The sequence below is a fragment of the Streptomyces sp. NPDC051183 genome (assembly GCF_040682455.1).
Taxonomy (GTDB): Bacteria; Actinomycetota; Actinomycetes; order Streptomycetales; family Streptomycetaceae; genus Streptomyces.
Genome location: NZ_JBFBBA010000004.1, coordinates 102428 through 124711, shown reverse-complemented (window position 1 = coordinate 124711; position 22284 = coordinate 102428). Strand labels below are relative to the sequence as shown.

Sequence of the window (22284 nt, the reverse complement as noted above, 5' to 3'; positions counted from 1 at the left end):
GCGCCCACCAGGGTACGCCCGTAATTTCATACGCTCTTACGTCGGCCAACCTGCGAGGGGGTGGCCGCATTCCCCGGCCGTCAGCCGGCGGCCGGCTCTATCTCGCGGGGCCGCAGCTCCGCGTGCTCGAACACCTCGGTCAGGTGCCGCTCGACGACGGGCAGCACCTCGGCGATGGTGATCTCGCGGCCCAGCTCGTAGGAGAGCGAGGTCACACCCGCGTCCCGGATCCCGCAGGGGACGATCCGGTCGAACCAGGTGTTGTCCGGGTTCACGTTGATCGCGAAGCCGTGCATGGTGACGCCCTTGGCGACGCGGATGCCGATGGCGGCGAGCTTGCGGTCCTCGCGGCGCTGGCCGGCGTTGGACGGGGCGTACTCGGGGCCGTTCAGGCGCGCGTCGAACTCCTCGTCGTGCAGCCGGGGGTCGAAGTCGAGCGAGAGGCCGCCGAGCCTGGGGCGCTCCTCGACGGGGTCTCCGAGGACCCAGACCCCGGAGCGGCCCTCGACGCGGGTGGTCTCCAGCCCGAACTCCGCGGCGGTGCGGATCAGGGCGTCCTCCAGGCGCCGGACGTGGGCGACCACGTCCACCGGGCGGGGCAGCTTCATGATCGGGTAGCCGACCAGCTGGCCCGGGCCGTGCCAGGTGATCTTGCCGCCGCGGTCCACGTCCACGACGGGCGTGCCGTCCAGCGGACGCTCGCTGTCCGCCGTGCGCCGACCCGCGGTGTAGACCGGCAGGTGCTCCAGCAGGAGGCAGGTGTCCCCGACCTCGTCCGCGAAGCGGGCCGCGTGCACCCGGCGCTGCTCTTCCCACGCCTCGGTGTACTCGACGGCTTCCGGCCCGAAGCCCAGATGGACAAACCCAAGCTCAGCCACCGCAGCGCCTCCTCGTTGAACCTGCTGTGTGCACGTATCGCACCAGGCAAGGGTACGGCGGGCCGTGCGGGAGGCCTCAGGCGCCTGCCGGCGGGCCCGGCAGCTGCCTGGGCCGCCTGCGTCCCTGCGGGGGCCGGTCCGGGTCCTCGTCGGCCCGCGGCAGCCGCCGGTGGCCCTCGGAGTGGTCGTTGACCCAGCCGCACACCCCGCAGGCGTAGCGCCCGTCCAGTCCGGCGATGTACGTCCCGCACCGCCGGCACTCCGCCTCGGTCAGCTCCGGCGCCGGCAGCGGCGCGGTGGACTCGGCAGTTCTCTCGACAGGGGGACGCACCCCGTTGGGCCGGCGGGTCATGGGGCGCAGCGTACGCCGACAGAGGGGTCCGGTCCGTAAAGGGCCCCACCGATTCTGCACACGATCGGATGAATGTGGGGCAGAGCGGGCGGTCTGAGCGGAGTTCGCCGCTACATTCACGCCGTTCACAGGGCCGGGACTCCGGTCCGTCACGTCAGGAGACCGTGGAGCCGATGACGGAACGACCTGCCCAGCGCGTCCCCAACCGGCAGCTCGCGGCCTTGATCGCGGAAGCCGGCTTCTCCAACGCCGGGCTAGCCCGCCGAGTCGACCAGCTCGGGCTGGAACACGGTCTCGACCTGCGGTACGACAAGACCTCCGTGACCCGGTGGCTGCGCGGGCAGCAGCCGCGCGGCACGACCCCGGCGCTGATCGCGGAGGTCTTCACCCGGCGCCTCGGGCGGCGCCTGTCCGCGCAGGACCTGGGCCTGGACGCGTGTGCCCCCGTCTACGCCGGTCTGGAGTTCGCGGCCACCCCCGAGGAGGCCGTGGACATCGCGAGCGGGCTGTGGCGCAAGGACTCCGGCTCCCACGCGGAGCTGCGGAAGATCGCCTTCACCCCGGCCGGGCTGGTCGTGCCCAGCCGGGACTGGCTGATCGGCCGGGCCGACGAGCGCGTGGGGCGCGGCGCGGACCAGAGCGCCGCGCGGGTGCCCGTACAGGGCCGGGCCTCGGTGCCCCGGCAGCGCCAGATCGACCGCGGGCCCGGGCAGCGGGTCACCGGCGGCGACATCGCGGCGCTGAGGTCGGTGAGCGAGCTGTTCCGGACCCTGGACCACGCCTACGGCGGCGGCCACGCCCGCCAGGCCCTGGTGCGCTACCTGGAGCACGAGGCCGAGCCGATGCTCCGCGGCACCTACGGGGAGACCACCGGGCGGCGGTTGTTCGCGGCCGCCGCCGACCTGACCCGGCTCGCGGGCTGGACCTCGTACGACATCGCCGCGCACGGGCTGGCCCAGCGCTACTTCGTGCAGGCGCTGCGGCTCGCGCAGGCCGCCGGGGACCGGCCGTACGGGTCGTACGTGCTGGTCACGATGAGCCGCCAGGCGGTCTACCTCGGCCACGGCCGGGAGGCGGTCCAGCTGGCCCGGGTGGCCCAGCAGGGCGTCGGCTCGGGTCCCCCGCCGGTGGTGCAGGCGCTGCTGCACTCGGCGGAGGCGCGGGGGCACGCGGTGCTCGGCGAGGTGCGGGCGTCCACGGCCTCACTGGTGCGGGCCGAGCGGGCGCTGGGCGCCGCCCGGCCGGCGGACGACGTACCGCACTGGGCGCGGGACTACGACGAGGCGCAGCTGGCGGACGAGTTCGGGCACTGCCACCGGGACCTCCAGCAGTACCGGGCCTCGGCGCAGCACGCGGAGCGCTCGCTGCAGCTGCGGGCGCCCGGGTACGCGCGCTCGCGGCTGTTCTGCCGGGTGGTGCTGGCCACCGCGCGGCTGGGGCTGGGCGAACTGGACCAGGCCTGCGCACTGGGTGCGGAGGCGGCGCAGCAGGCGATGGAGATGCGGTCGGTGCGCGCGGTGGAGTACGTACGGGACTTCGAGCGCCGGCTGGAGCCGTACCGGGACGCCTCGGCCGTGCGGACGTACCGCGACCGAGTGGCGGCGCTGTCCTGAGGTGCGGGGCCCGGCCCGGGTCGGGTCGGGTCGGGTCCGGGCCCCTGGTTCGGTGGTTCTCAGGCCGCCACCGGAAGTGCGGGCCGCGCGGGTGCGGGCAGCGGGATGCCGAAGTCGCGCAGGACCGCGGTGGCGGCGCGGCGGGCCGAGCGCAGGGCGCCCTGGACGGTGTTGGTGTCGCGGTGGTCGCCGCACACGTACAGCCCGGCCAGGACCCGTACCGGGCGGCGCATGTCGTGCGGCGGGGGCATGGCGGGCACGGCCTCCGGGGTGTGGTGGAGGGCGAGCAGCTCCCAGTCCCGGGTGGTGGTGTCGTAGAGCCGGGCCAGGCGCGAGGCGACGGTGCGCGAGGGTGGCGGCGGACCGAGCACGGTGGTGGTGACCAGGCTGCGGCCGGCCGGGGCGCGCGTCGGGTCGACCGCGCTCATCACGGCGGTGTGGGCGACGGGCCACTTGGGGTCGCCGTCCAGGAGCAGCGAGCCGTCCCAGGGCAGCCGGGCGGCGGTGGCGTGGTGGATGACGGTGACCTCGTGGAAGTCCGGCACCCGCAGCCCGGGCAGCAGTTCGGCGGCGGCGCGGGCGCCGGTCGCCAGGACCGCGGAGCGGCAGCTGAAGTCGCCGTGGTCCTCGGTGGTGACGAGGTTGGTCGCCACCGAGCGGACCCGGACCCCGGTGCGCACGGTGCCGGTCGGCAGCCCGGCGGCGAGCAGGTCGGGCAGGGTCGCGGCGCCGCCCTCGGGGACGGCGAGCCGGCCGCGGGCGAAGGTGCGCAGCGCCAGGTCGGCGACGCGGCTGGAGGTGGTGAGCTCCGGATCGCGGAGCAGGGCCGCGAGCAGGGGGCGCAGTACGGCGTTCAGGGAGCGCGGGGGCAGCCCGCGGGCGGACCGCAGGGCGGCGTCGGCGGTGCGTTCGGGCCGGGCGAGGAGGCGCTCCTCGGGCAGGGCGGCGAGGCGGCCGAGGACGGCGCTGAGCCGGGCCTGGTCGAGCGAGCCGCTGGCCAGGGCGCGGGCGGGGGTGAGGGCCCCGGCGCGCAGCTGTTTGCCCTCGGTGTGGACGAGGACCCCGGGCGCGAAGGGCCGCAGGACGAGGCCCTCCAGCCCCGGGGTGCGGGCCGGCTCCGAGTAGGCGGTGCTGAGCAGTTGGCCGACCCGGTCCAGCCGGAAGCCGTCCACGGCTTCGGTGGCCATCCGGCCGCCGGGGTCCCCGGCGGCCTCCAGGACGGTGACGGTGACCCCCGCTGCGATCAGGTGGTGCGCGGCGGCGAGTCCTGAGACTCCGGCTCCCACAATGACGACGTCCGCATGGTGTGCGCTTGTGCTGCGTGTGCTGCGTGTGCTGCTGAGCACGTGCCCCTCCCCGAGGTCGGCGCGGCTGTGTTTCGTCCTCCTTCCCCCAACCGGCTCCAGCGGAACCCGAGTCGGGCGGGCGATTGCGGTCGGCTCCGGTCGCACGGCGGTCGCATTCGGGTCACGAACGGTCGCACGGTGGTCGCGCGACGATCGCTAGTGCGCCCCTTCGTCGAGCGCCGCGCGGATGGAGTCCTCGATCCCCGGATCGCGGAACACGAACCCGGACTCCAACAGCCGCGCGGGGCGCACCCGCTGGCTGCCTAGTACGTCCTCGGCGAACTGGCCGAGCGCGACCTTGAGGGCGATCGCCGGTACGGGGATCACCGCGGGCCGCCGCAGCACCCGGCCCATGGCCGCGGTGACCTGGCGGTTCGTCAGCGGTTCTGGGGCGGTGAGGTTGACCGGCCCCGACAGGGCGGGGGTGTCGATGATGTGCCGCAGGGCCGCGATCTCGTCCCGGAGCGAGATGTGCGACCAGTACTGGCGGCCGTTGCCGAGCCGGCCGCCGATGCCGGCGCGGAAGACGGGGAACAGCCGGCCCCAGGCCCCGCCCTGGCGGGCCACGACCAGGCCGGTACGGGCGAACACGGTCCGGACCCCGGCCGCCCGGGCGGGAGCCGCCGCCGCCTCCCACTCGACGCAGACCTCCGCGAGGAAGCCCTCGCCGGCCGGGGAGTCCTCGTCGACGGCGCGGTCGCCGGTGTCGCCGTAGTACCCGATGGCGGAGCCGCTGACGAAGACGGCCGGCGGCCGGGGCATCGCGGCGATGGCGGTGGCGAGGGCTCGCGTGCCGTTGACCCGGCTGTCGCGGATCTCCCGCTTGTACGCGGCGGTCCAGCGGTGGTCGCCGACGCCGGCCCCGGCCATGTGCACCACGGCCTCGCAGCCGGCCAGGCCGGAGGGGTCGACGTAGTCCCGGGCGGGGTCCCACCGGGCCTCGTCGGCCGACTGCGGCTCGCGCCGTACGAAGCGGACGACGTCGTGGCCGTCGCCGCGGAGGTCTTGTGCGAGGGCTTGCCCGATGAGGCCGGTGCTACCGGTGACTGCGATGCGCATGCCCCCATCCTGCCGCCCGAACACCCCCCGCCGGGCCGCGCCCCCGCAGCCCGGCCCGCGCCCCCCGCAGCCCCTGGCCCACGCACCGCCGCCCGGGTGCACCGCCCCGCGCTGCCGCCCCGGGGTGCCGGCGCGGGCTACCGCCGCCGGGTGCCACCCGGCGTCCCGCCGCCGGGGCGCGCCCGGGAGTGCCCCGTCCCTCGCACCGCCGCCCACCTCGACGGCGCGGGCGGCTGCCGCCGGGTGCCACCCGGCTTCCCGCACTGGCGTGCGCCCGGAAGTGCCCGGCACCCCAGGTGCCGACACCCGCCCCGACGCCGCGCGCTGCCACCGCCCCGGGGTGTGGGCGCCCGTCCCAGCGGCGCGGGCTGCCGCTGCCGGTTCCGCCCGGCGTCCCGCCGCCGGGGAGTGCCCGGCACAGGTGCTGCCGCCCCGCGGTGGTCGGCGCGCGTCCCGGCGGTGCGGGGTGCCGCTGTGCGGAGCTGGTCCCCGCCCCGCCCTTTCTCCGTTTCCCGGGGCTCGGCCCCGGACCCCGCGCCTCAAACGCCGGCGAGGCTGAGGTGCCCGTCGGGCGGACCCGCCCCGCCAGGTGTACCTCCCCGCAGGCGGCGCCCCGGCCGCGGCGGGGCGAGGACGGGGCGCCCCCGGCGATGCCCCCGTAGAGCGAGGCGACCCTGCCCAGGGGCGCCTCCCCGCGGGCGGCGGGCGATGGCCGCGGCTGGACAGCCCGTCGGGCGGACCCGCCCCGCCAGGGGCGCCTAGCCTCCGGCGGCGCCATAGCCGCGGGGCCGGGAGGGGGCGCCCCCGGGCGATGGCCGCGAAGCGGCGGGGCGGGGCAGGCGCCTGCCCGGCGACTCCCCCGACCCGGCAGGGCGGGGCAGCGCGCCTGCCCGGCGACTCCCCGACGCGGCGGGGCGGGGCGGCTGGGGTCAGGTGCCCAGCCAGGTGCCTACTGCGTAGGTGACGGCCATGGCCAGGGCGCCGCCCGTGACGTTGCGGAGGACCGCGCGGGGGACCGGGGCGCCGCCCAGGCGGGCGCTGATCACCCCGCACAGGGTGAGCGCGGCCAGGACCGCGACCGCCGTCACCGGGACCCGGCTGGAAGCCCCCGGCAGGACGATCGCCAGCAGCGGCAGCAGCGCCCCCACCGTGAAGGCGATCAGGCTCGCCAGGGCCGCGTGCCACGGGTTCGCCAGCTCGTCGGGGTTGATCCCCAGCTCCACCCGCGCGTGCGCCCGCAGCGCGTCCCGTTCCGTCAGCTGCTCCGCGGCCTCCCGGGCCACGGCCGGGGACAGGCCCCTGGCCGCCAGCAGGTCGGTCAGCTCCTCCAGCTCCGCCTCCGGCGACTCGACCAGCTCCCGCCGCTCCAGTTCCAGCGCCGCGTTCTCGGAGTCCCGCTGCGAGCTCACCGATACGTACTCCCCCGCCGCCATCGACAGGGACCCGGCCAGCAGCCCGGCCACGCCCGCCGCCACGATCGCCGTCCGCGAGGTCGTCGCCCCGGCCACGCCCACCACCAGACCGGCCGTGGAGATGATCCCGTCGTTGGCTCCGAGCACCCCCGCGCGCAGCCAGTTCAGCCGGGTGCTGATCTCCGCGCTCTGCGTCTCCGTCACGCCACCACTGTCGCGGCCGGGGCCATAAGGGGCCACCCGGCGTGCGCCGCCCCGCACCGCGTACCAGGGTGGAGGGGTGAGACGCGGACGCGAGGAGCCGGGCTGGCTGCGCGGGGCGCCGCCGCCGCGCTGGGCCCGGCTCGCGCCCGCGGTGGCGCTGGTCGTGCTGGTGCTCGCCCAGCGCGCCACCCCGGGCGACGTCGAGTTCGGCTACTTCCTGGCCGGCCTGCCCCCGGTGGCCGCGTTCGCCTACGACGCCGCCGGCACCGCCGTCTTCGCCGGCCTCGTCCTCGTGCTCCTCGGCCTGCCCGTGATCGGCATCTCCCACGCCCGCGGCTCCGACCTCGCCACCGTCGCCGCGATCGGCCTGCTCAGCGTGGTGATCGCCTGGGTCCGCCGGCGCCGGGACGCCCAGTTGGTGAGCGTGCGGACCGTCGCCGAGGCCGCCCAGCTGGCCGTGCTCCCGCCCGTGCCGGACCGCGTCGGCCCGGTCCGCTGCTCGGGCCTGTACCGCGCGGCGCAGCGCGGCACCCTGGTGGGCGGAGACCTCTACGACGTACGGGTCGGGCCGTACGGGGTCCGCGCGATCGTCGCCGACGTCCAGGGCCACGGCCTCGCCGCGGTCGGCACGGTGGCGGCGCTGCTCGGCGCCTTCCGCGAGGGGGTCCTGGACGACGCGGAACTCGCGGCGGTGGCGGCCCGCCTGGACCGCCGGCTGCTGGCGGATTCGGCGGCCGCCTCCGTGCAGCATCCGGAGCTGTTCGCGACCGCGGTGCTGCTGGAGGTCCCGCCCGGGCGGGACCTGGTGCGGATCCTGTCGTGCGGGCACCCCCCGGCCCTGCTGCTGCGCGACCACGCGGTCCGCGAGCTCGTCGTGGAACCCGGGCCCCCGCTCGGCCTGGGCCTGGCCGGGCCGGACCCGGCCACGGTCGCCGAGATCCAGGTCCGGGCCGGGGACCGGCTGCTGCTGCACACCGACGGCGTCACCGAGGCCCGGGACGCGGCCGGGCACTTCTACCCGCTGGCCGACCGGATCCCCGTACTGGCGACGGATCCGGCCGGCCTGGCCCGCGCGGTGTGGCGGGACCTGGCGGCCTTCACCGGGGGCGGGCCGCGCGACGACGTGGCCCTGCTGGTGCTGTCCCTGGAGTGACCGCCCCGTACCCCCGGCCCCGTGGACCCCCGGGCTCCCCCTCAGCCGGCTTCGCGGATGAAGGAGCGGACCATCTTGCAGGTGACATTGGACGGGCGGTGTATCCCCGTCCGCACGGCCATCGTGCGGATCTTCCGGTTGGTGGCGCGCTGAGCGTCATACGTCCCCGAGTCGAGCAGGGATATGGCCAACCGCATCGCCTTCAGGCGCCGGTTGTGGCTCTCGTACCACTCGCGGGGCAGCCCCGCCGGCAGCGGCTTCTTCTTGACGTGCTGGATGGTGGCAGCGGTCCTGGCAGTGGCCATCTACAGCCTCCCAAACGGTAGTTGGCTTCCTGTCGTTCTTCTTAGATTTTACCGGCGACCACTGACAAAGGCCCTGGCCAGACACCGCCTCGCTAAGCTTTCCGGCATGGAGATCTGGATCAACCCCGCCTGTTCGAAGTGCCGCAGCGCACTGACCCTGCTGGACGCGGAGGGAGCCGAGTACACGGTCCGGCGCTACCTGGAGGACGTCCCCTCCGAGGCCGAGATCCGCGAGGTCCTGGGCCGCCTGGGCCTGGAGCCGTGGGACATCACCCGCACGTCGGACCCGCTGGCCAAGGAGACGGGCGTACGGGAGCTGCCGCGCGAGGAGACCGAGGAGGCCCGGCAGCGCTGGATCGCGCACCTGGCGGCGCACCCGAAGCTGATCCAGCGCCCCATCATCACCGCCGAGGACGGCACGGCCGTGGTCGCCCGCTCCGACGAGGCAGTCCACGAGGCCCTCTCCCGCAAGGCCTAGTACTGCTGGCCGCGCTCACGCGGAGCCCACCCCGCAGCACCTACGCTTGCCGAAGTCAGCCCGAAAGGGGATATACCGCACCCGAGGACCGCGCACCGTGAACGCCGAGCAGTCGCCGGAGCCCCAGCCGAAGCCGCAGCCCCAGCCCCAGCCGAAGAGCCCGCAGCACCTCCCCCCGCCCCGGCGCGGCGCCGACTGGATGTTCGGCGGGGTGTACGGGACGGTGCTCGCCAGCGGGCTGCTGGCCGCGCTGGACCAGAAGGACGGGCCCTACACCCCCTTCTACGACGCCAGCTGGGTGGTCGTCACGGCGGCCACGGCCGCGCTCGCGCACGGCTACTCGCACCACATGACCACCCACCAGGCCGGTTCCGCCGGGCACCGGTGGCGGGTCCTGGCCCGGGCGCTGTGGAACGAGTGGCCGATGATCGCGGCCACCCTTCCCACCGTCCTGCTGCTGGTCCTCGCCGGGCTCACCGGCTGGGACTCGCACGGGGTGACCGCCGTCGGGCTCGGGCTGAACACCGCGCTGCTGTTCGCCTGGGGGTCCTTCGTGGCGATCCGGGTCGGCTACCGGCTCAGCTCCGCGCTGCTGATCGGCCTGGCGGACGCCACGATCGGCCTGGCCATCATCGTGGCCAACGCCCTGATCAAGTAGCGGCCCGAGCCGGCCCGAGCCGACCGGAGCCGGCCCCGCCCGGCCGGGGCGGCCGCTCGGCCGCCCGGCGCCCCTCAGCCCGGCAGCTGCGCCTCCGCCTCCGCCAGGATCTCCGTCAGCCGCGCCCCGAACCCGGCCCCCCGCGGATCCGGCACCCCGGTACGGGCCGCCGTGAGCAGCGCGTCCAGCGCCCGCCCGTACGCCCCCGGTACGTCGCTCCAGTCCGGCAGCCCGAAGACGCCCTCGGCCCCGCGCAGTTCCAGCCCCACCCCGGCGGCCGCGCTCGGGGCGCCCAGGCTGAGGACGGCGGTGCTCGCCGCGCCGGAGGCGTGGCGCAGCGCGAGCTGGACCACGTCGGAGGGACCTCGGGTGGCGCTGACCGAGGTGACCTCGCCCAGCACCGGGATCAGGACCGACAAGGCGTGCGGGCCGACGTCCCACAGCCCGCCCTTGGCCTTGCGCCAGGGCGAGTCGGCGTACGCGCTGGGCGCGCCGTCGGGCGGGAAGACGGCGCCGAGCCAGTGGGCGCTGGCGGTGAACCACCCCGACCGGCCGGCCTGTTCCTCGACCCAGCCCGCGGTCGGCTCGGCGAAGCGCAGGGTCAGGAAGACGACGGAGGCGACCCGGTGCTCCGCGACGGCCCCGGCCACCGCGCGGGCGTCCTCCACGGTGGTGGCGACGGGCTTGTCGAGCAGCAGGTGGCATCCGGCGGCGGCCGCGCGCACGGCGAGCGGGGCCTGTACGTCGGGGGGCAGGGCGAAGGCCACGACGTCACAGTCGGCGAACAGCGCGTCGGGGTCTTCGTACACCTTCACGCCGTACGCGAGTGCCAGCTCGGCCGCGGCTTCGGGGCGCCGGCCCCACACCCCGACGAATTCGGAGCCGTGGTGCGCGGCGAGGGCGGGGGCGTGGGTGCGGCGGGCCCAGGGACCCGTGCCCAGGAGCCCGACCCGGGGTCGGGGGCGGGAGGCGGCCTCATGGGCGGCCTCCTCGATGGCCGCGGCGGCGGCGTCGCCGGAGCCGCCGGCGGCGTTCAAATCGTACGAAATGCTCACCCGCTCAGTCTGCCGCACTCGCACGGGCGCACGGCCGCCAACCCGCACAACCCACCCGACCTGCGGTGCAAACCTCGGTAACACGGGGTTCACATACGGGCAACGGAAGAGAAATCGCGAGCGGGCACGCTCTGGTCTACACCGCACGAATCCGCAGCGCCCGCAGAGTCTGCGCCGGAGCGACGCACCGAAGGATGGGGCCCGTGAGCTACAAGGCTGAGTACATCTGGATCGACGGCACCGAGCCGACGGCGAAGCTGCGCTCCAAGACGAAGATCCTCGCCGACGGCGACGAGCTGCCGATCTGGGGCTTCGACGGATCCAGCACCAACCAGGCCGAGGGCCACGCCTCGGACCGCGTGCTCCAGCCGGTGTTCTCCTGCCCGGACCCGATCCGCGGCGGGGACAACGTCCTCGTCCTGTGCGAGGTCCTGAACATCGACATGACCCCGCACGAGTCGAACACCCGCGCGCTGCTCCGCCCGGTCGCCGAGAAGTTCGCCGCCCAGGCGCCGATCTTCGGCATCGAGCAGGAGTACACCTTCTTCGACGGCACCCGCCCGCTCGGCTTCCCGGTCAACGGCTTCCCGGCCGCCCAGGGCGGTTACTACTGCGGCGTCGGCTCGGACGAGATCTTCGGCCGCGACATCGTCGAGAAGCACCTGGACCACTGCCTCGCGGCGGGCCTGAGCATCTCCGGCATCAACGCCGAGGTCATGCCCGGCCAGTGGGAGTTCCAGGTCGGCCCCGTCGGGCCGCTGGAGGTCTCCGACCAGCTGTGGATCGCGCGCTGGCTGCTCTACCGCACCGCCGAGGACTTCAACGTCTCCGCGACGCTGAACCCGAAGCCGGTCAAGGGCGACTGGAACGGCGCGGGCGCGCACACCAACTTCTCCACGAAGGCGATGCGCGAGGACTACCGCGCGATCATCTCCGCGTGCGAGGCGCTGGGCGAGGGCAGCAAGCCGCTGGACCACGTCAAGAACTACGGCGCGGGCATCGACGAGCGCCTGACGGGTCTGCACGAGACGGCCCCCTGGAACGAGTTCAGCTACGGCGTCTCGGACCGCGGCGCCTCCGTCCGCATCCCGTGGCAGGTGGAGAAGGACGGCAAGGGCTACATCGAGGACCGCCGCCCGAACGCGAACGTGGACCCGTACGTGGTGACCCGTCTGATCACGGACACCTGCTGCGCCGGCCTGGAGAAGGACGGCCTGGTCTGAGCGCAGACCGGCAGTGATCTCCGACGATCGTTGACGATCGTTGACGATCGCCGACCGCACCGACAACGGCGCCCGCCGAGCCCCTGTGGCCCGGCGGGCGCCGTTGCCGTTCTGCCGTGCGTACTGGCCCCAGCCGCCGACCGGCTGACGGTTTGTCGGGATTGTGGCGGCCTGACGAATCCTTGATCACGGAATATGAGACTCCGATCCACGGAGTGAGACGGGATACGCCCCGGACCCACCACATCTGCTTGAATGGATCCATGGCCAGCCACTCACACCCCTCGACAGGTCGCAGCGACCTCGAGCCGTTCTGGCCGTCCCGTCAGGATCACGATTTCGACCGGGTGTGTTGCCGCGCGAAGAACGCGCCGGCCCTCTAAAGCCCTTCGGGATCTCCCACCGGACCTTCCCCGGGGCCTTCGGTCTGCGCGGTACGACAACGACGACGTACGCACGTCTCCTGCCGACCACTCCGCGTGAAAGAGCTGACCACTCATGTCCCACACCCGTTCCCTCGTTTCCGCCTCCGCTGCGACCGCGACCCTGACCTTCCCGCCCAGTCCGCGCCACCGGCTGCGGGCCGTGGACCGGGACGAGGTGGCCCGTGTCGTGGACCTCCTCCCGCCCGGCGCCACCTGGCTCCCGGCCCCCCAGCACACCCTGCCGGCGCTGCCGGGCCAGCCGCCGATGGTCGGCTACCTGGTCCTCGTACCCGCCGACCAGCAGCCGCCGCTCGCCCTCGCCCCGCAGGTCCCCGCGACCTCCGCGGCCCCCTCGGCCCCTGGCACCACCGGTGACGCCCTGGTCCGCATCGACGCGGCGCAGCGCACCGCCGAGGTGGACGGTGCGGTGCTCGACCTGACGTACCTGGAGTTCGAACTCCTCGCCCACCTGGTCGCGAACCCGCACCGCGTGCACAGCCGGGACCAGCTGGTGACCACGGTGTGGGGCTACGGGCACGTCGGTGACGGCCGGACCGTCGACGTCCACATCGCCCGGCTGCGCCGCAAGCTGGGCACCGCGCACCGCGGTGCGATCCAGACCGTGCGCCGGGTGGGCTACAAGTACACCCCCTGAGGCCCGCGTCGACACGACGGTGGGCCCGCACTCCCCTCCGGGAGTACGGGCCCACCTGCCGTTCCGTCCCGTCCTAGACCGCGGCCTCGGCGCGGCGCGCCGCCACGAAGCCGAGCAGGACGTCGACCGCCAGGAACGCCACCAGGGTGATCCCGAGCAGCGGGATGAACCAGCCCACGACGGCCGTCACCGCGGCCAGCGGCAGCACCAGGGTCACCGGCAGCTTCCGCCAGGCACCGCGCGGCTGGGCGCGGCCGGCCGACAGCCTCAGCTCCTTGGTGGGCCTGCGCAGCCACCACATCCGGTAGCCCCAGAAGACCATGAACATCACCGCGACGGCGAGCGCGGCGAGCGCCAGCTGGTTGGCGAGTCCGAAGGTCAGGCCCATGTGCAGGTCGATGCCGAAGCGCGTCAGCTGGGCGAGCAGGGGGTAGTCGGCGAAGCGGAGTTCGTCCATGACCCGGCCGTCGGCGGGGTCGACGGCGACGGCGTCCAGGTGCACGGGCACCTGCTTGTCCTTCTCCTTGACCACGTAGCCCTTGCCCTTGGCGGGCAGCGTCACCTGGAGGTACTCGGTGACGCCCGCGGCGCGGGCGGCCTCCACCGCCCGGTCGATGCCGATGTCGGCGGTGGGGGCGGGCGGGGGCATCTCCATGCCCTCGGTCATGACATGCCCGGCGTGTTCGTCGGAGCCGTCGGAGCCCGCACCGGCGCTCAGCTTGGCGGAGACGGACGGGGTGGCGCCGCCGAGGCTGTCCTGGAGTTCCCCGATGTTCTCACCGGCGTACTTCGACCAGGTCAGACCGGTCGCGGAGAGCGCGACGAGCCCGGCGGCGGCCCAGAGGCCGACGGTCCCGTGCCAGGAGAGGGTCTTGCGGCGGCCGGTGGCCTTGCGGTCCGGCAGGACGAGCTCCGCCCCGCGCTTGCGCCGGCGGCCGATCCACAGGACGAGGCCGCCCAGCGCGACCACCCACAGCCAGCTGGCGGCGAGTTCGCTGTAGTTCCGGCCGAACTCACCGAGCTGGAGGTTCGAGTGGAACTCGCTCAGCCAGGCCCGCAGGGGCAGCGCGTCCCCGGCGGTGGTGAGCTGTCCGCGCACCTCGGCCGTATACGGGTCGACGAAGACGGTGAGGGTCTCGCCCTCCGCGAGCCCCGGGCTCTCCATGATCACGCGGGTGGTGGCCTCCGCCTCGGGGGCGGGCCACACGGAGACGACCTTCCCCTGGGGCGCGGCGGCCTTGGCGGCCTCGACCTGGGCGCTGAGCGCCCGGGTGTCGTCGCCGACGCGGGCGACCGTCAGCTGGTCGGAGTAGAGGATCTTCTCGGCCTGCCAGGACCCGGCGTACAGCAGGCCGGTGGCGGCGGCGACGAAGAGCAGCGGGGCTATGAGCAGCCCGGCGTAGAAGTGCAGGCGCAGCAGCAGCGGCCGCAGGGCCGACCAGCCGCCGGGGCGGGACCTGGCGGTGGCAGGGGCAGGGGTCTGGCTCTGGGCCTCGGGTACGTCGGAGTCCGCTGCGCGGACTTCCTGAACCTCGTCGAGGGACATGTGGGTCCTAGGTGTTGGCGAAGACATGGGTGATCGGCCCCAGGTCCTCGCCCCCTCGCCGAGGAGGTGCGCCGGTCAGGCGCGGGCAGGACGGCCGGGGGCCGTGGCTCGGGTCGTTCGCCGGCCGGGCGGGCCGCGCCGTTCCAGGGCGTGGGCGTGCACGGCTCCGCGCAGGGTGCGCGGCCGTTCGTACGCCGGGCGCGGTGCGGGCTGCCGCGGTACGGGAGCCACCCGCGCCCGGAGCAGTGCGAGGGCCCGGGAGAGCGGCCGGGCGGCGAGCAGCGCGCCGGCCGCGAGAACCCGTGCGAGCCGGAAGACGGCGGCCTCGCCCCAGGCCAGCCAGGCGGCGCAGAACAGCCCCGCGAGGACGTGCGCGGCGATCATGCCGAGGCCGCCGTGCCCGTGGGCGTGCGCGGCCATCCCCGCCATGCCGTCCATGCCTTCCGCGCCCGCCCCCGCCACGGGCATGCCCATCGGCATCTCCATGCCCGGCACGTGGTGGTGCGCCTGCATCCCCCCGGCCGCGGGGGCGGGCGCCGCCGCCCGGCCGCCGGAGAAGACGCCGTGCAGCACGGCCTGGACGCCCAGCAGGGCCGCGGCGATGGAGAGGGGCCCGCGTCGCCGCCCGGCGCCGAGCCAGGCGAGCCCGCCGGTCAGCCCGAAGGCGGCCAGAAGACCCGTAAGAGGGATGTCCGTGCCAGACATGTACGAATGCCCCACCGCACCCAAAGCGACACACACCGCCGCGAACATCGCGGCTCGTGCGGCGCGCATCGGCGCGGGACTCTCGAGCATGGCTGGAACATGCTCGCACGGGGCCCGGTGACACCCGCCGGAGGGTGGTATCCGATCATGATCGGGTGAATCCATTGCCATGGCCCTTGCCAGTCGGTGCGGTGTACGCGGGCGGCGTCCAGCTGGGGGCGCACGCCCTGGAACGGCTGGATCCGGCGGAGCGCGAGCGCGTGCTGCGCCGGTGCTCGACCAACGTCGACAACCTCGCCGCCGGACGCTGGGACACGCTCCTGAGCAGCGCGTTCGTCGTCGAGGAGCCAATGCCCCTGCCGTACGCCCTGCTGCTGGTCGCGGTCCTCGGATACGCCGAGTACGCGTACGGGGCCTGGTGGACCGCCGGGGTCTTCCTGCTCGGGCACACGGCGGCGACGCTGCTGGTGTACGGCGCCCTGCGCGGCACGGCCGGTCCGCGGACCCGACGCGCCCTGGACGTGGGCACCAGCTACGGGCTCAACGCGGTGCTCGGCGCGCTGACCTCGGCGCTGCCGCGCGGGGCGGTCCGCACCACCGCCCGGGTGGGGCTGCTGGCGCTCGTCGCCCAGCCGCTGCTGAAGCGGGAGCGGACCTTCACGGACGCCGGGCACCTGGTGGCGCTGGGGCTGGGCGTCGGCTTCTCGCTGGCCGTCGATTACCTTTCCGGGCCAAAATCTCCGAAAATCATATAGATACGCACAAGTGGCGCACCCACGTCACTCGCACACCGCTGGAGCCGCCACGATGACCGCCATCCCCGCCACCACCGTCGCCAACCTGCGGGACCTCGGCGGCACCGCGCTCCCCGGCGGCCGCAGCGTCCGCCCGGGGCTGGCCCTGCGCGCCGGCCAGCTCGACCGGCTCGACCTCGACGCCGACCCCGCGGTGGCCGCGCTGGACCTGCGTACGGTCATCGACTTCCGCACCGGCACCGAGCGCGCCGCGCACCCCGACCGGCTGCCGGCCGGCGTACGCCTCCTGGTGGCCGACGCACTCGCCGACAAGATGGCCCCCGGCGCCGGCAGGACGCCCGCCGCGGCCCAGCTCAAGGACCTGCTCTCCGACCCGGCCGTGGCCGAGGAGCACCTGGGCGGCGGCAAGGCGCAGGCGCTGTTCGCCGACGTCTACCGGTCCCTGGTCAACTCCGGCTCCGCGCAGGCCGCGTACCGGCTGCTGCTCACCGAGCTCGCCGACCCGGACGCCGGCCCGCTCCTCTTCCACTGCACGGCCGGCAAGGACCGTACGGGCTGGGGCGCGACGGTGGTCCTGTCGCTCCTCGGCGCGGACGACGAGACCCTGACGGCCGAGTACCTCTCGGTCAACGCCGCGGTCCGGCTGGCCTTCGCGCCGATGATCGAGGGCTTCACGGCCGCCGGCGGCGACCCGGACATCGCGCTCGCCCTGATCGGCGTCTTCCCCTCGTACCTGGAGGCCGCGCTGGACGAGGTGAGCACGCGCTACGGCTCGATGGAGAAGTACGTCCGCGAGGGCCTCGCCGTCTCCGACGAGACGGTCGAGGCGCTGCGCGTCCGCCTGACGGTCTGATCCACACCGATCAACACCCGAACGTGTGCGCTGGGGACGGGTGACCATCCGACGATTCGCTCGTTCTGCTGAACGTGACTGCGCCGGATACCGCCACCCGCCCCCTGCCTGCCGAGCCTTCAGAACCTTCTGGGGCCCCCGACGTCGAGCAGGCCGAGGCCGCCATCGTCGAGCACTACCCGCGGCTGGTGCGGCTCGCCTACCTGGTGCTGCCACCCACCCTCGGGCGCAACCGGCGGGTGCTCACCGCCCACTCCCTCACCCAGCGCGCGCTGCCGCGCGGGCGGCGGGCCGGGGCGGGCGCGCAGGCCGCCGCCGGGCAGCAGGGCGGAGTCCCGGGGCAGCGCGGCGGCGCTTCGGGCGAGTCCGGATACGCGTACGTGCGCCTGCGCGTGCTGCGGGCCGCACTGGAGGCCGGGATCCCGCTGACCTTCCGCGCCCTGCCCCGGCGCACGCAGCTCCCGCCGCTGCTCCCCCAGGTGTGGGGGCTGCGGCTGTTCCCGCGCTCCGGGGGCGCCGAGGAGCTGGCGCTGGACCAGTGGCTGGCCACCCTCGACGGGCCCGGCCGGGCCGCCTGCGTGCTGCGGGCCCTGGAGCGGCTGCCCGAGGCGGAAGTGCTGCGGGTGCTGACCGAGGTCGGCGTCGTGAACCCGGCCGCCGCGGTCGCGGAGTCCGGGGACCCGGCCAACGACGCGCTGTTCGCCTCCCCCGAGTTCGACCCGTGCGTGCTCCAGGCCCGCCCCACCGACCTGCTGCGGCGCCGCCGCCTGGTGCGGGCCGCGCTGGCCGCCGGGGCCGCGCTCGCCGTGTGCGGGGCGCTGCTCGCGCTGCCGGGCGGCGGCTGGGGCGCGGACGGGGCCGCCGCCCCGCTGTACGCGCGCAACGCCGCGGCGGAGCAGGCCCTGGACCCCGGGCAGCTGGTCCGGGTCGCGCCCACGGTCTGGCGTACCTCCTCCCGTACCGACTACTCCGGCTGGCCCGCGCGCGGCGACCGCGCCGACGACGCCGAACTGCTGCGCCGGGCGCTGGCCGTCTGGGCGCGGCCCGGCTCCTCGGTGGTCGTCTCGGCCACCCCGGGCACGCCGTCCGGACCGCCGATGGGGCCGCCGCAGCTGCTGTTCGCGGGCGCCGTCGACCAGGCCGTCGTGGTCCTGCTGTACGACGGGCTGCGCGTGGTCCGCTACGCCGAACCGCGCAGCGGTACCGACATCGCCGCCCTCGACTTCGCCCGGACCGACGGCGCCTCGGCGGACACGGCCACCGCCCTGGTGCTCAGCCGGGTCGACGGCAACGTCCGCTATCTGGCGGCGCCCTGGGTCACCGGAGCCGTGCTGCGGGACCTGCTCAAGCCGGGCGAGGCCCCGGCGACGCTGAAGCTGACGGACGGGATCACCCCGCCGGTCGCCGGCCCGGCCCCGGACGGCAGCTGTACGAGCTGGAACGCGCTGGCCCTGACCGGCGACGGGGCGACCCGGCTGGTCACCGACCTGGGCGAGCTGACCCCGGCGCGGCTGACCTCGGGCGCGCCGGGGGCCGAGCGGAACGTGACGGAGGGCGCGGAGCTCGGCGAGTGGTCGCGGACCGCCTGCCTGCTGCCGTCGGTGCGTTCGCACGGGGTCCGTACGGTCAACGCCTGGACGTACGCGAAGCAGCCGCTGCCCGAGGGCGACGGCACCGCGACCTGGCTGTGCACGCGCGCGGAGACCTGGCAGGGCACGGCGGACCGGGTGCAGGCGCAGTTCCTCGCCCCGGGCACGGCTCCCGCGGCGCAGGCGGCGAAGGCGGAGGGCTCGCCCGCGTGCGGGCCCCGGGAGCCGCGGGTGCTGGCGGGCGTGCTGTGGAAGTCGCGGGCGGGCCAGTGGTACGTACTGGCGGCGGGCAGCGCCCAGTTCGCCTCGCTGTCGGTGTCGGGCGGCGGGGTGAACGGGGCGACGGCGGGCAACCGGCTGGCGGTGAAGGCACCGGCCGGGGCGCAGGTGGACCTGTCGGGCAAGCTCACGGACGGCACCAAGGCGGGGGTACTGCGCTAGCAGCCCGCTTCGCTCCGGTGCGGGGCGGTGCGGCGCGGGCCTCAGGAAGTGGGTGCAGAGGGGTTTCCCTCCCTCTTACCCATCAGTACATTGACGCCATGTCTAATACGCCGCTCGCGCCCGCCCCCGTGGCGTCGGAACACATAGACCTCAAGGCCCGGAACGTGTCCTTCGACTGGGAGGACACCCCGCTCCACTGGCTGCCCGGCGACCCGTTCGCCACCCACACCATCAACGTGCTGCACCTGCTGCTGCCGGCGGGCGAACGGTGGTTCGTGCACGTCTACAAGCAGGTCCTGCCGTACATCGAGGACGAGCGGCTGCGGGCGGACGTCGTCGGCTTCATCGGCCAGGAGGCCATGCACGCCGCCGCCCACGACGACGTGCTCCCCCACCTGAAGCGGCTCGGCCTGGACCCGACGCCCTACACCGCGCAGGTGGACTGGCTGTTCGAGAAGATGCTGGGCGACCGCACCCTCCCGCCGGGCAAGGCGCGCAAGTGGTGGCTCATGGAGCGGGTCGCCATGATCGCGGCCATCGAGCACTACACCGCCTTCCTCGGCAACTGGGTGCTCAACGCCGACGAGTTGGACCGGCGGGGCGCGGACCCGATGATGCTGGACCTGCTGCGCTGGCACGGCGCGGAGGAGGTCGAGCACCGCTCGGTGGCCTTCGACCTCTTCCTGCACGTGGACGGCGGCTACCGCCGACGGGCCCGGACCTGGGCCACCGCCTTCGCCGCGCTGGTCTTCCTGTGGCAGCGCGGGGCCCGCTTCTTCATGGAGAACGACCCCTCGCTCAAGGACGGCAAGGCCTCCCTGGGCCAGTTCCACCGCGCGGGCCGCCGGGGCGTCCTGCCCTCGACGGGCTCGATGCTGAAGTCCATACCGACGTACCTCTCCCGTACGTACCACCCCTCGCAGGAGGGCTCGACGGCCCAGGCCGTCGCCTACCTGGCCTCCTCCCCCGGCGCGAACGGCGGTGCGCACGCATGAACCGCGCCCTGACGGTGACGGCGCTGGCGGGCGCCGCCTGGGTGTCCCGGCGCGCGCTGCGCAAGAGGATCGAGCGCTCCCCGCTGTGGCCGCTGCCCGCGCTGGAGACCCCGGTCTCGGGCTACTCGCCGCGCCGGTGGATCCGCACCCTGATCGTGTCCCGTACGCAGCCCGCGGCCGGCGTGCTCCAACTGACCCTGGAGTCGCAGGAGCTCCCGCCGTGGACCCCGGGTGCGCACGTGGATGTGACCCTCCCCTCGGGCCTGGTCCGCCAGTACTCCCTGTGCGGGGATCCCGCCGCGGCGGGCCGCTACACCATCGCGATCCGGCTGGTCGAGGACGGCCGCGGCGGCTCCCGCGAGGCCCACGCGCTGCTGGCGGAGGGCGCCGAGCTGGCGGTCCGGCCGCCGCGCAACCGCTTCGAGCTGGCCACCGCCCCCGCCTACGTGTTCGTCGCGGGCGGCATCGGCATCACGCCGGTGCTGCCGATGCTCCGCGCCGCCACGGCCGCCGGAGCCCGGTGGACCCTCCTCTACTGCGGCCGCTCCCGGGCGGCGATGCCCTTCCTCCCCGAACTGGAGGCGTACGGCGACCGCGTCACGATCGTTGCGGAGGACGAGGCGGGCCTCCCCGACCTGGCCCCGCTCTCCGGGACCGAGCCGGGCACGCTGATCTACTGCTGCGGCCCGGGCCCCCTGATGCAGGCGGTCACCGAGGCCGCCCCGGCGGGCACCGCGGTCCACTTGGAGCGCTTCACCCCGGCCGCGGCGACCGGGGACGCGAGGCCGTTCACGGTCGAACTCCGCCGCTCGGGACGCACGATCGAGGTCGGGGCCGCGGAGACCGCGCTGGCCGCGGTCCGCCGGGAGCTCCCCAACACCCCGTACTCCTGCGAACAGGGATTCTGCGGAACCTGCCAGCACCGGTTCCTGGCGGGCGAGGTGGACCACCGCGACGAACTCCTCACCGACGGCGAACGCGAGGACTCCCTGCTCCTGTGCGTCTCCCGCGCCGCCTCGCAGCGCCTGGTCCTGGACCTGTAGCCGGGCGGACGGGAGAACGGGCCCCGCCGGAGGCGAAGTAGGGTGTCGGCATGACAACCGGGGTGCGGCGCAGGATGGGTGTCGAGGAGCGGCGGCAGCAGCTGATCGGGGTTGCCCTGGAGCTGTTCAGCAACCGGTCGCCCGACGACGTGTCCATCGACGAGATCGCGGCGGCCGCGGGGATATCCCGGCCCCTCGTCTACCACTACTTCCCGGGCAAGTTGAGCCTCTACGAGGCCGCGCTGCGGCGGGCCGCCGACGAGCTGGCCCTTCGGTTCGTGGAACCGCGGGAAGGTCCGCTGGGGGCGCGCCTGCTGCGGGTGATGGGACGCTTCTTCGCGTTCGTCGACGACCACGGCCCCGGCTTCTCGGCGCTCATGCGGGGCGGGCCGGCGGCCGGGAGCAGCCGCACCAACGCCATGGTCGACGAGGTCCGCCGCGCCGCGTACGAGCAGATCCTCAGCCACCTCGGGGTCGAGAGGCCGCCCGCGCGCCTCGCGCTCGTCGTGCGCTCGTGGGTGTCGCTGGCGGAGACCACCGCGCTGCTGTGGCTGGACGGGCGGGAGATCCCGCGGGCCGAGCTGGAACTCCAGCTGGTGCACGACTTCGCCGCGCTGGCGGCCGTGAGCGCCGCATACGACGCCGAGATGGCGGACATCCTCGTACGGATCCTGGCCCAGGAGCCGGCCGACGGGCCCTTCGGGGAGCTGGTCGGCAGGCTGGCCGCGCTCGCGCCGGGCGGGGGCGCCGAAGGCGCCGGATCCGCATCCGAAATGGTCTCCGAGGCGGCTTCCGAGGTGGTTTCCGAGACGGTCCCCCACCCACGATGATCATGCTTTGGTGATAATGCCCGCGTGATGATTGATGACGGAATCTTGTTCCGGCAGGCCGAGGAGAAGGACGCCGGCACGCTGGTGGAGCTGTACGACCGGGCCGCGCGCTGGATGCGGGCGAACGGCATCGAGCAGTGGAAGCCGGGAGACAAGGACGTCGCGCACTTCCGGTCGAAGATGCGCGAGGGAGAGGTGTGGCTCGCCCACGACGCCGACGGCCGGGTCATCGGGGCGTACGAGCTGTGGTGGTCGGACGAGGAGGCCTGGGGGGTCCAGCCGCCCGTGGCCGGCTACGTGCACCGGCTCATGGTCGAGCGCGAGGCAGCCCCCGCCGGCACCGGCCTGCGCATCCTGGAGCACGCCGAGCACCGCGTCGCCCGCACCGGGCGGGAGCGGGCACGGCTGGACTGCGTGTCCACCAACCCGCGGCTGCTCGCGTACTACCGGGAGGCGGGCTACCGGGTGGTCGGCGAGTTGCCCAACAAGACGGGCAAGGACGGCCGCGTGTACGGGGTGATCCTGCTGGAGCGGCGCCTGGCGCCCTGACCGTGCCGGCACCGGCACCGGCGGCTCGGCCGTCGAGGCGCACGGGTCGTCTGTTACGCCGCCCACGTCGCCGACATCGGCCGGCAGGGCTGGGCCTGCGGCAAGGACGGCGACGTCGTGGGGGTCGGCACCACCGGCCAGTCGCGGCGCATGGAGGCCGTA

General features: G+C 74.8%; 22 protein-coding genes and 1 pseudogene. 14 read left to right on the top strand and 9 right to left on the bottom strand.

What is annotated here, in order from left to right:
* Window positions 1–80 precede the first annotated feature (80 nt).
* Together lipB and AB0M99_RS05025 are read right to left on the bottom strand one after the other, a co-directional pair.
* On the bottom strand, window positions 81–878 hold the full coding sequence (lipB, locus tag AB0M99_RS05030; protein WP_365917261.1) for a lipoyl(octanoyl) transferase LipB: 798 nt from the start codon (window positions 876–878) through the stop codon (window positions 81–83).
* Between the two features lie 76 nt (window positions 879–954).
* Entirely contained in the window at window positions 955–1230 is a 276-nt protein-coding gene (locus AB0M99_RS05025; RefSeq protein WP_365917260.1) for a hypothetical protein, read from the bottom strand.
* Between the two features lie 173 nt (window positions 1231–1403).
* Between AB0M99_RS05025 and AB0M99_RS05020 the strand changes: the two genes are divergently transcribed.
* Window positions 1404–2843 carry a regulator gene (locus AB0M99_RS05020; protein WP_365917259.1) on the top strand — a complete coding sequence of 480 codons (1440 nt, stop codon included), beginning with the start codon at window positions 1404–1406 and terminating at the stop codon, window positions 2841–2843.
* A gap of 59 nt (window positions 2844–2902) precedes the next feature.
* Here the strand turns inward: AB0M99_RS05020 and AB0M99_RS05015 are convergent, their stop codons facing one another.
* The 3 genes from AB0M99_RS05015 to AB0M99_RS05005 form a co-directional block, all read right to left on the bottom strand.
* Window positions 2903–4129 (bottom strand): NAD(P)/FAD-dependent oxidoreductase, encoded by a 1227-nt coding sequence (locus AB0M99_RS05015; protein ID WP_365917258.1) that lies wholly within the window; start codon window positions 4127–4129, stop codon window positions 2903–2905.
* A gap of 216 nt (window positions 4130–4345) precedes the next feature.
* Entirely contained in the window at window positions 4346–5248 is a 903-nt protein-coding gene (locus AB0M99_RS05010) for a TIGR01777 family oxidoreductase (RefSeq protein WP_365917257.1), read from the bottom strand.
* 929 nt (window positions 5249–6177) lie between these two features.
* A complete protein-coding gene (locus AB0M99_RS05005) occupies window positions 6178–6864 on the bottom strand; it encodes a VIT family protein (RefSeq protein ID WP_365917256.1) in 687 nt (228 codons plus the stop codon).
* 76 nt (window positions 6865–6940) lie between these two features.
* On the opposite strand from AB0M99_RS05005, the gene AB0M99_RS05000 reads away from it, so the two are divergent.
* Complete coding sequence (locus AB0M99_RS05000; RefSeq protein ID WP_365917255.1) at window positions 6941–8017, top strand: PP2C family protein-serine/threonine phosphatase; 1077 nt, start codon at window positions 6941–6943, stop codon at window positions 8015–8017.
* 41 nt (window positions 8018–8058) lie between these two features.
* Here AB0M99_RS05000 and AB0M99_RS04995 read toward each other — a convergent pair whose 3' ends face one another.
* Complete coding sequence (locus AB0M99_RS04995) at window positions 8059–8322, bottom strand: hypothetical protein (RefSeq protein WP_365917254.1); 264 nt, start codon at window positions 8320–8322, stop codon at window positions 8059–8061.
* Between the two features lie 106 nt (window positions 8323–8428).
* Between AB0M99_RS04995 and AB0M99_RS04990 the strand changes: the two genes are divergently transcribed.
* Both AB0M99_RS04990 and AB0M99_RS04985 read left to right on the top strand, forming a co-directional pair.
* Window positions 8429–8800: an ArsC/Spx/MgsR family protein gene (locus tag AB0M99_RS04990; protein ID WP_365917253.1), complete on the top strand. Its 372-nt coding sequence runs from the start codon at window positions 8429–8431 to the stop codon at window positions 8798–8800.
* 97 nt (window positions 8801–8897) lie between these two features.
* Window positions 8898–9458 carry a hypothetical protein gene (locus AB0M99_RS04985; RefSeq protein WP_365917252.1) on the top strand — a complete coding sequence of 187 codons (561 nt, stop codon included), beginning with the start codon at window positions 8898–8900 and terminating at the stop codon, window positions 9456–9458.
* Window positions 9459–9532: 74 nt separating this feature from the next.
* Here the strand turns inward: AB0M99_RS04985 and AB0M99_RS04980 are convergent, their stop codons facing one another.
* On the bottom strand, window positions 9533–10453 hold the full coding sequence (locus AB0M99_RS04980) for a Gfo/Idh/MocA family oxidoreductase (protein ID WP_365917384.1): 921 nt from the start codon (window positions 10451–10453) through the stop codon (window positions 9533–9535).
* Between the two features lie 263 nt (window positions 10454–10716).
* Here AB0M99_RS04980 and glnII point away from each other — a divergent pair, with 263 nt between their 5' ends.
* Both glnII and AB0M99_RS04970 read left to right on the top strand, forming a co-directional pair.
* A complete protein-coding gene (glnII, locus tag AB0M99_RS04975; protein WP_365917251.1) occupies window positions 10717–11736 on the top strand; it encodes a glutamine synthetase in 1020 nt (339 codons plus the stop codon).
* A 498-nt stretch (window positions 11737–12234) separates the two neighbouring features.
* Window positions 12235–12816 carry a winged helix-turn-helix domain-containing protein gene (locus AB0M99_RS04970; protein ID WP_365917250.1) on the top strand — a complete coding sequence of 194 codons (582 nt, stop codon included), beginning with the start codon at window positions 12235–12237 and terminating at the stop codon, window positions 12814–12816.
* A gap of 73 nt (window positions 12817–12889) precedes the next feature.
* On the opposite strand, the gene AB0M99_RS04965 is transcribed toward AB0M99_RS04970, so the two are convergent.
* Together AB0M99_RS04965 and AB0M99_RS04960 are read right to left on the bottom strand one after the other, a co-directional pair.
* Window positions 12890–14362 (bottom strand): PepSY domain-containing protein, encoded by a 1473-nt coding sequence (locus tag AB0M99_RS04965; RefSeq protein WP_365917249.1) that lies wholly within the window; start codon window positions 14360–14362, stop codon window positions 12890–12892.
* A 75-nt stretch (window positions 14363–14437) separates the two neighbouring features.
* On the bottom strand, window positions 14438–15067 hold the full coding sequence (locus AB0M99_RS04960) for a hypothetical protein (protein ID WP_365917248.1): 630 nt from the start codon (window positions 15065–15067) through the stop codon (window positions 14438–14440).
* 176 nt (window positions 15068–15243) lie between these two features.
* Between AB0M99_RS04960 and AB0M99_RS04955 the strand changes: the two genes are divergently transcribed.
* The 8 genes and pseudogenes from AB0M99_RS04955 to AB0M99_RS04920 form a co-directional block, all read left to right on the top strand.
* The gene (locus tag AB0M99_RS04955) at window positions 15244–15822 is read left to right on the top strand and encodes a rhomboid-like protein (RefSeq protein ID WP_365917247.1); all 579 of its coding nucleotides are present in this window, start codon (window positions 15244–15246) and stop codon (window positions 15820–15822) included.
* Window positions 15823–15874: 52 nt separating this feature from the next.
* Entirely contained in the window at window positions 15875–16675 is an 801-nt protein-coding gene (locus tag AB0M99_RS04950) for a tyrosine-protein phosphatase (protein WP_365917246.1), read from the top strand.
* Window positions 16676–16740: 65 nt separating this feature from the next.
* Window positions 16741–18705, top strand: coding sequence for a hypothetical protein (locus AB0M99_RS04945; RefSeq protein WP_365917383.1), 1965 nt, complete (start codon window positions 16741–16743; stop codon window positions 18703–18705).
* Window positions 18706–18803: 98 nt separating this feature from the next.
* On the top strand, window positions 18804–19700 hold the full coding sequence (locus AB0M99_RS04940; RefSeq protein WP_365917245.1) for a metal-dependent hydrolase: 897 nt from the start codon (window positions 18804–18806) through the stop codon (window positions 19698–19700).
* Window positions 19697–20743: a PDR/VanB family oxidoreductase gene (locus AB0M99_RS04935; RefSeq protein WP_365917244.1), complete on the top strand. Its 1047-nt coding sequence runs from the start codon at window positions 19697–19699 to the stop codon at window positions 20741–20743. Before AB0M99_RS04940 ends, AB0M99_RS04935 begins: the two co-directional genes overlap by 4 nt.
* Before the next feature lie 50 nt (window positions 20744–20793).
* On the top strand, window positions 20794–21573 hold the full coding sequence (locus AB0M99_RS04930) for a TetR/AcrR family transcriptional regulator (protein WP_365917243.1): 780 nt from the start codon (window positions 20794–20796) through the stop codon (window positions 21571–21573).
* A gap of 24 nt (window positions 21574–21597) precedes the next feature.
* Entirely contained in the window at window positions 21598–22122 is a 525-nt protein-coding gene (locus tag AB0M99_RS04925; RefSeq protein ID WP_365917242.1) for a GNAT family N-acetyltransferase, read from the top strand.
* Between the two features lie 75 nt (window positions 22123–22197).
* A pseudogene (locus tag AB0M99_RS04920) lies at window positions 22198–22281 on the top strand (hypothetical protein); the annotation flags it as partial.
* Between the last annotated feature and the right edge of the window lie 3 nt (window positions 22282–22284).

What these genes read in the sequence shown, in the direction of transcription:
- AB0M99_RS05025 (WP_365917260.1), bottom strand. Translation starts at nt 1,230, where the DNA reads ATGACCCGCCGGCCCAACGGGGTGCGTCCCCCTGTCGAGAGAACTGCC.
- AB0M99_RS05020 (WP_365917259.1), top strand. Translation starts at nt 1,404, where the DNA reads ATGACGGAACGACCTGCCCAGCGCGTCCCCAACCGGCAGCTCGCGGCC.
- AB0M99_RS05010 (WP_365917257.1), bottom strand. Translation starts at nt 5,248, where the DNA reads ATGCGCATCGCAGTCACCGGTAGCACCGGCCTCATCGGGCAAGCCCTC.
- AB0M99_RS04995 (WP_365917254.1), bottom strand. Translation starts at nt 8,322, where the DNA reads ATGGCCACTGCCAGGACCGCTGCCACCATCCAGCACGTCAAGAAGAAG.
- AB0M99_RS04990 (WP_365917253.1), top strand. Translation starts at nt 8,429, where the DNA reads ATGGAGATCTGGATCAACCCCGCCTGTTCGAAGTGCCGCAGCGCACTG.
- AB0M99_RS04970 (WP_365917250.1), top strand. Translation starts at nt 12,235, where the DNA reads ATGTCCCACACCCGTTCCCTCGTTTCCGCCTCCGCTGCGACCGCGACC.
- AB0M99_RS04965 (WP_365917249.1), bottom strand. Translation starts at nt 14,362, where the DNA reads ATGTCCCTCGACGAGGTTCAGGAAGTCCGCGCAGCGGACTCCGACGTA.
- AB0M99_RS04960 (WP_365917248.1), bottom strand. Translation starts at nt 15,067, where the DNA reads ATGTCTGGCACGGACATCCCTCTTACGGGTCTTCTGGCCGCCTTCGGG.
- AB0M99_RS04950 (WP_365917246.1), top strand. Translation starts at nt 15,875, where the DNA reads ATGACCGCCATCCCCGCCACCACCGTCGCCAACCTGCGGGACCTCGGC.
- AB0M99_RS04940 (WP_365917245.1), top strand. Translation starts at nt 18,804, where the DNA reads ATGTCTAATACGCCGCTCGCGCCCGCCCCCGTGGCGTCGGAACACATA.
- AB0M99_RS04935 (WP_365917244.1), top strand. Translation starts at nt 19,697, where the DNA reads ATGAACCGCGCCCTGACGGTGACGGCGCTGGCGGGCGCCGCCTGGGTG.
- AB0M99_RS04930 (WP_365917243.1), top strand. Translation starts at nt 20,794, where the DNA reads ATGACAACCGGGGTGCGGCGCAGGATGGGTGTCGAGGAGCGGCGGCAG.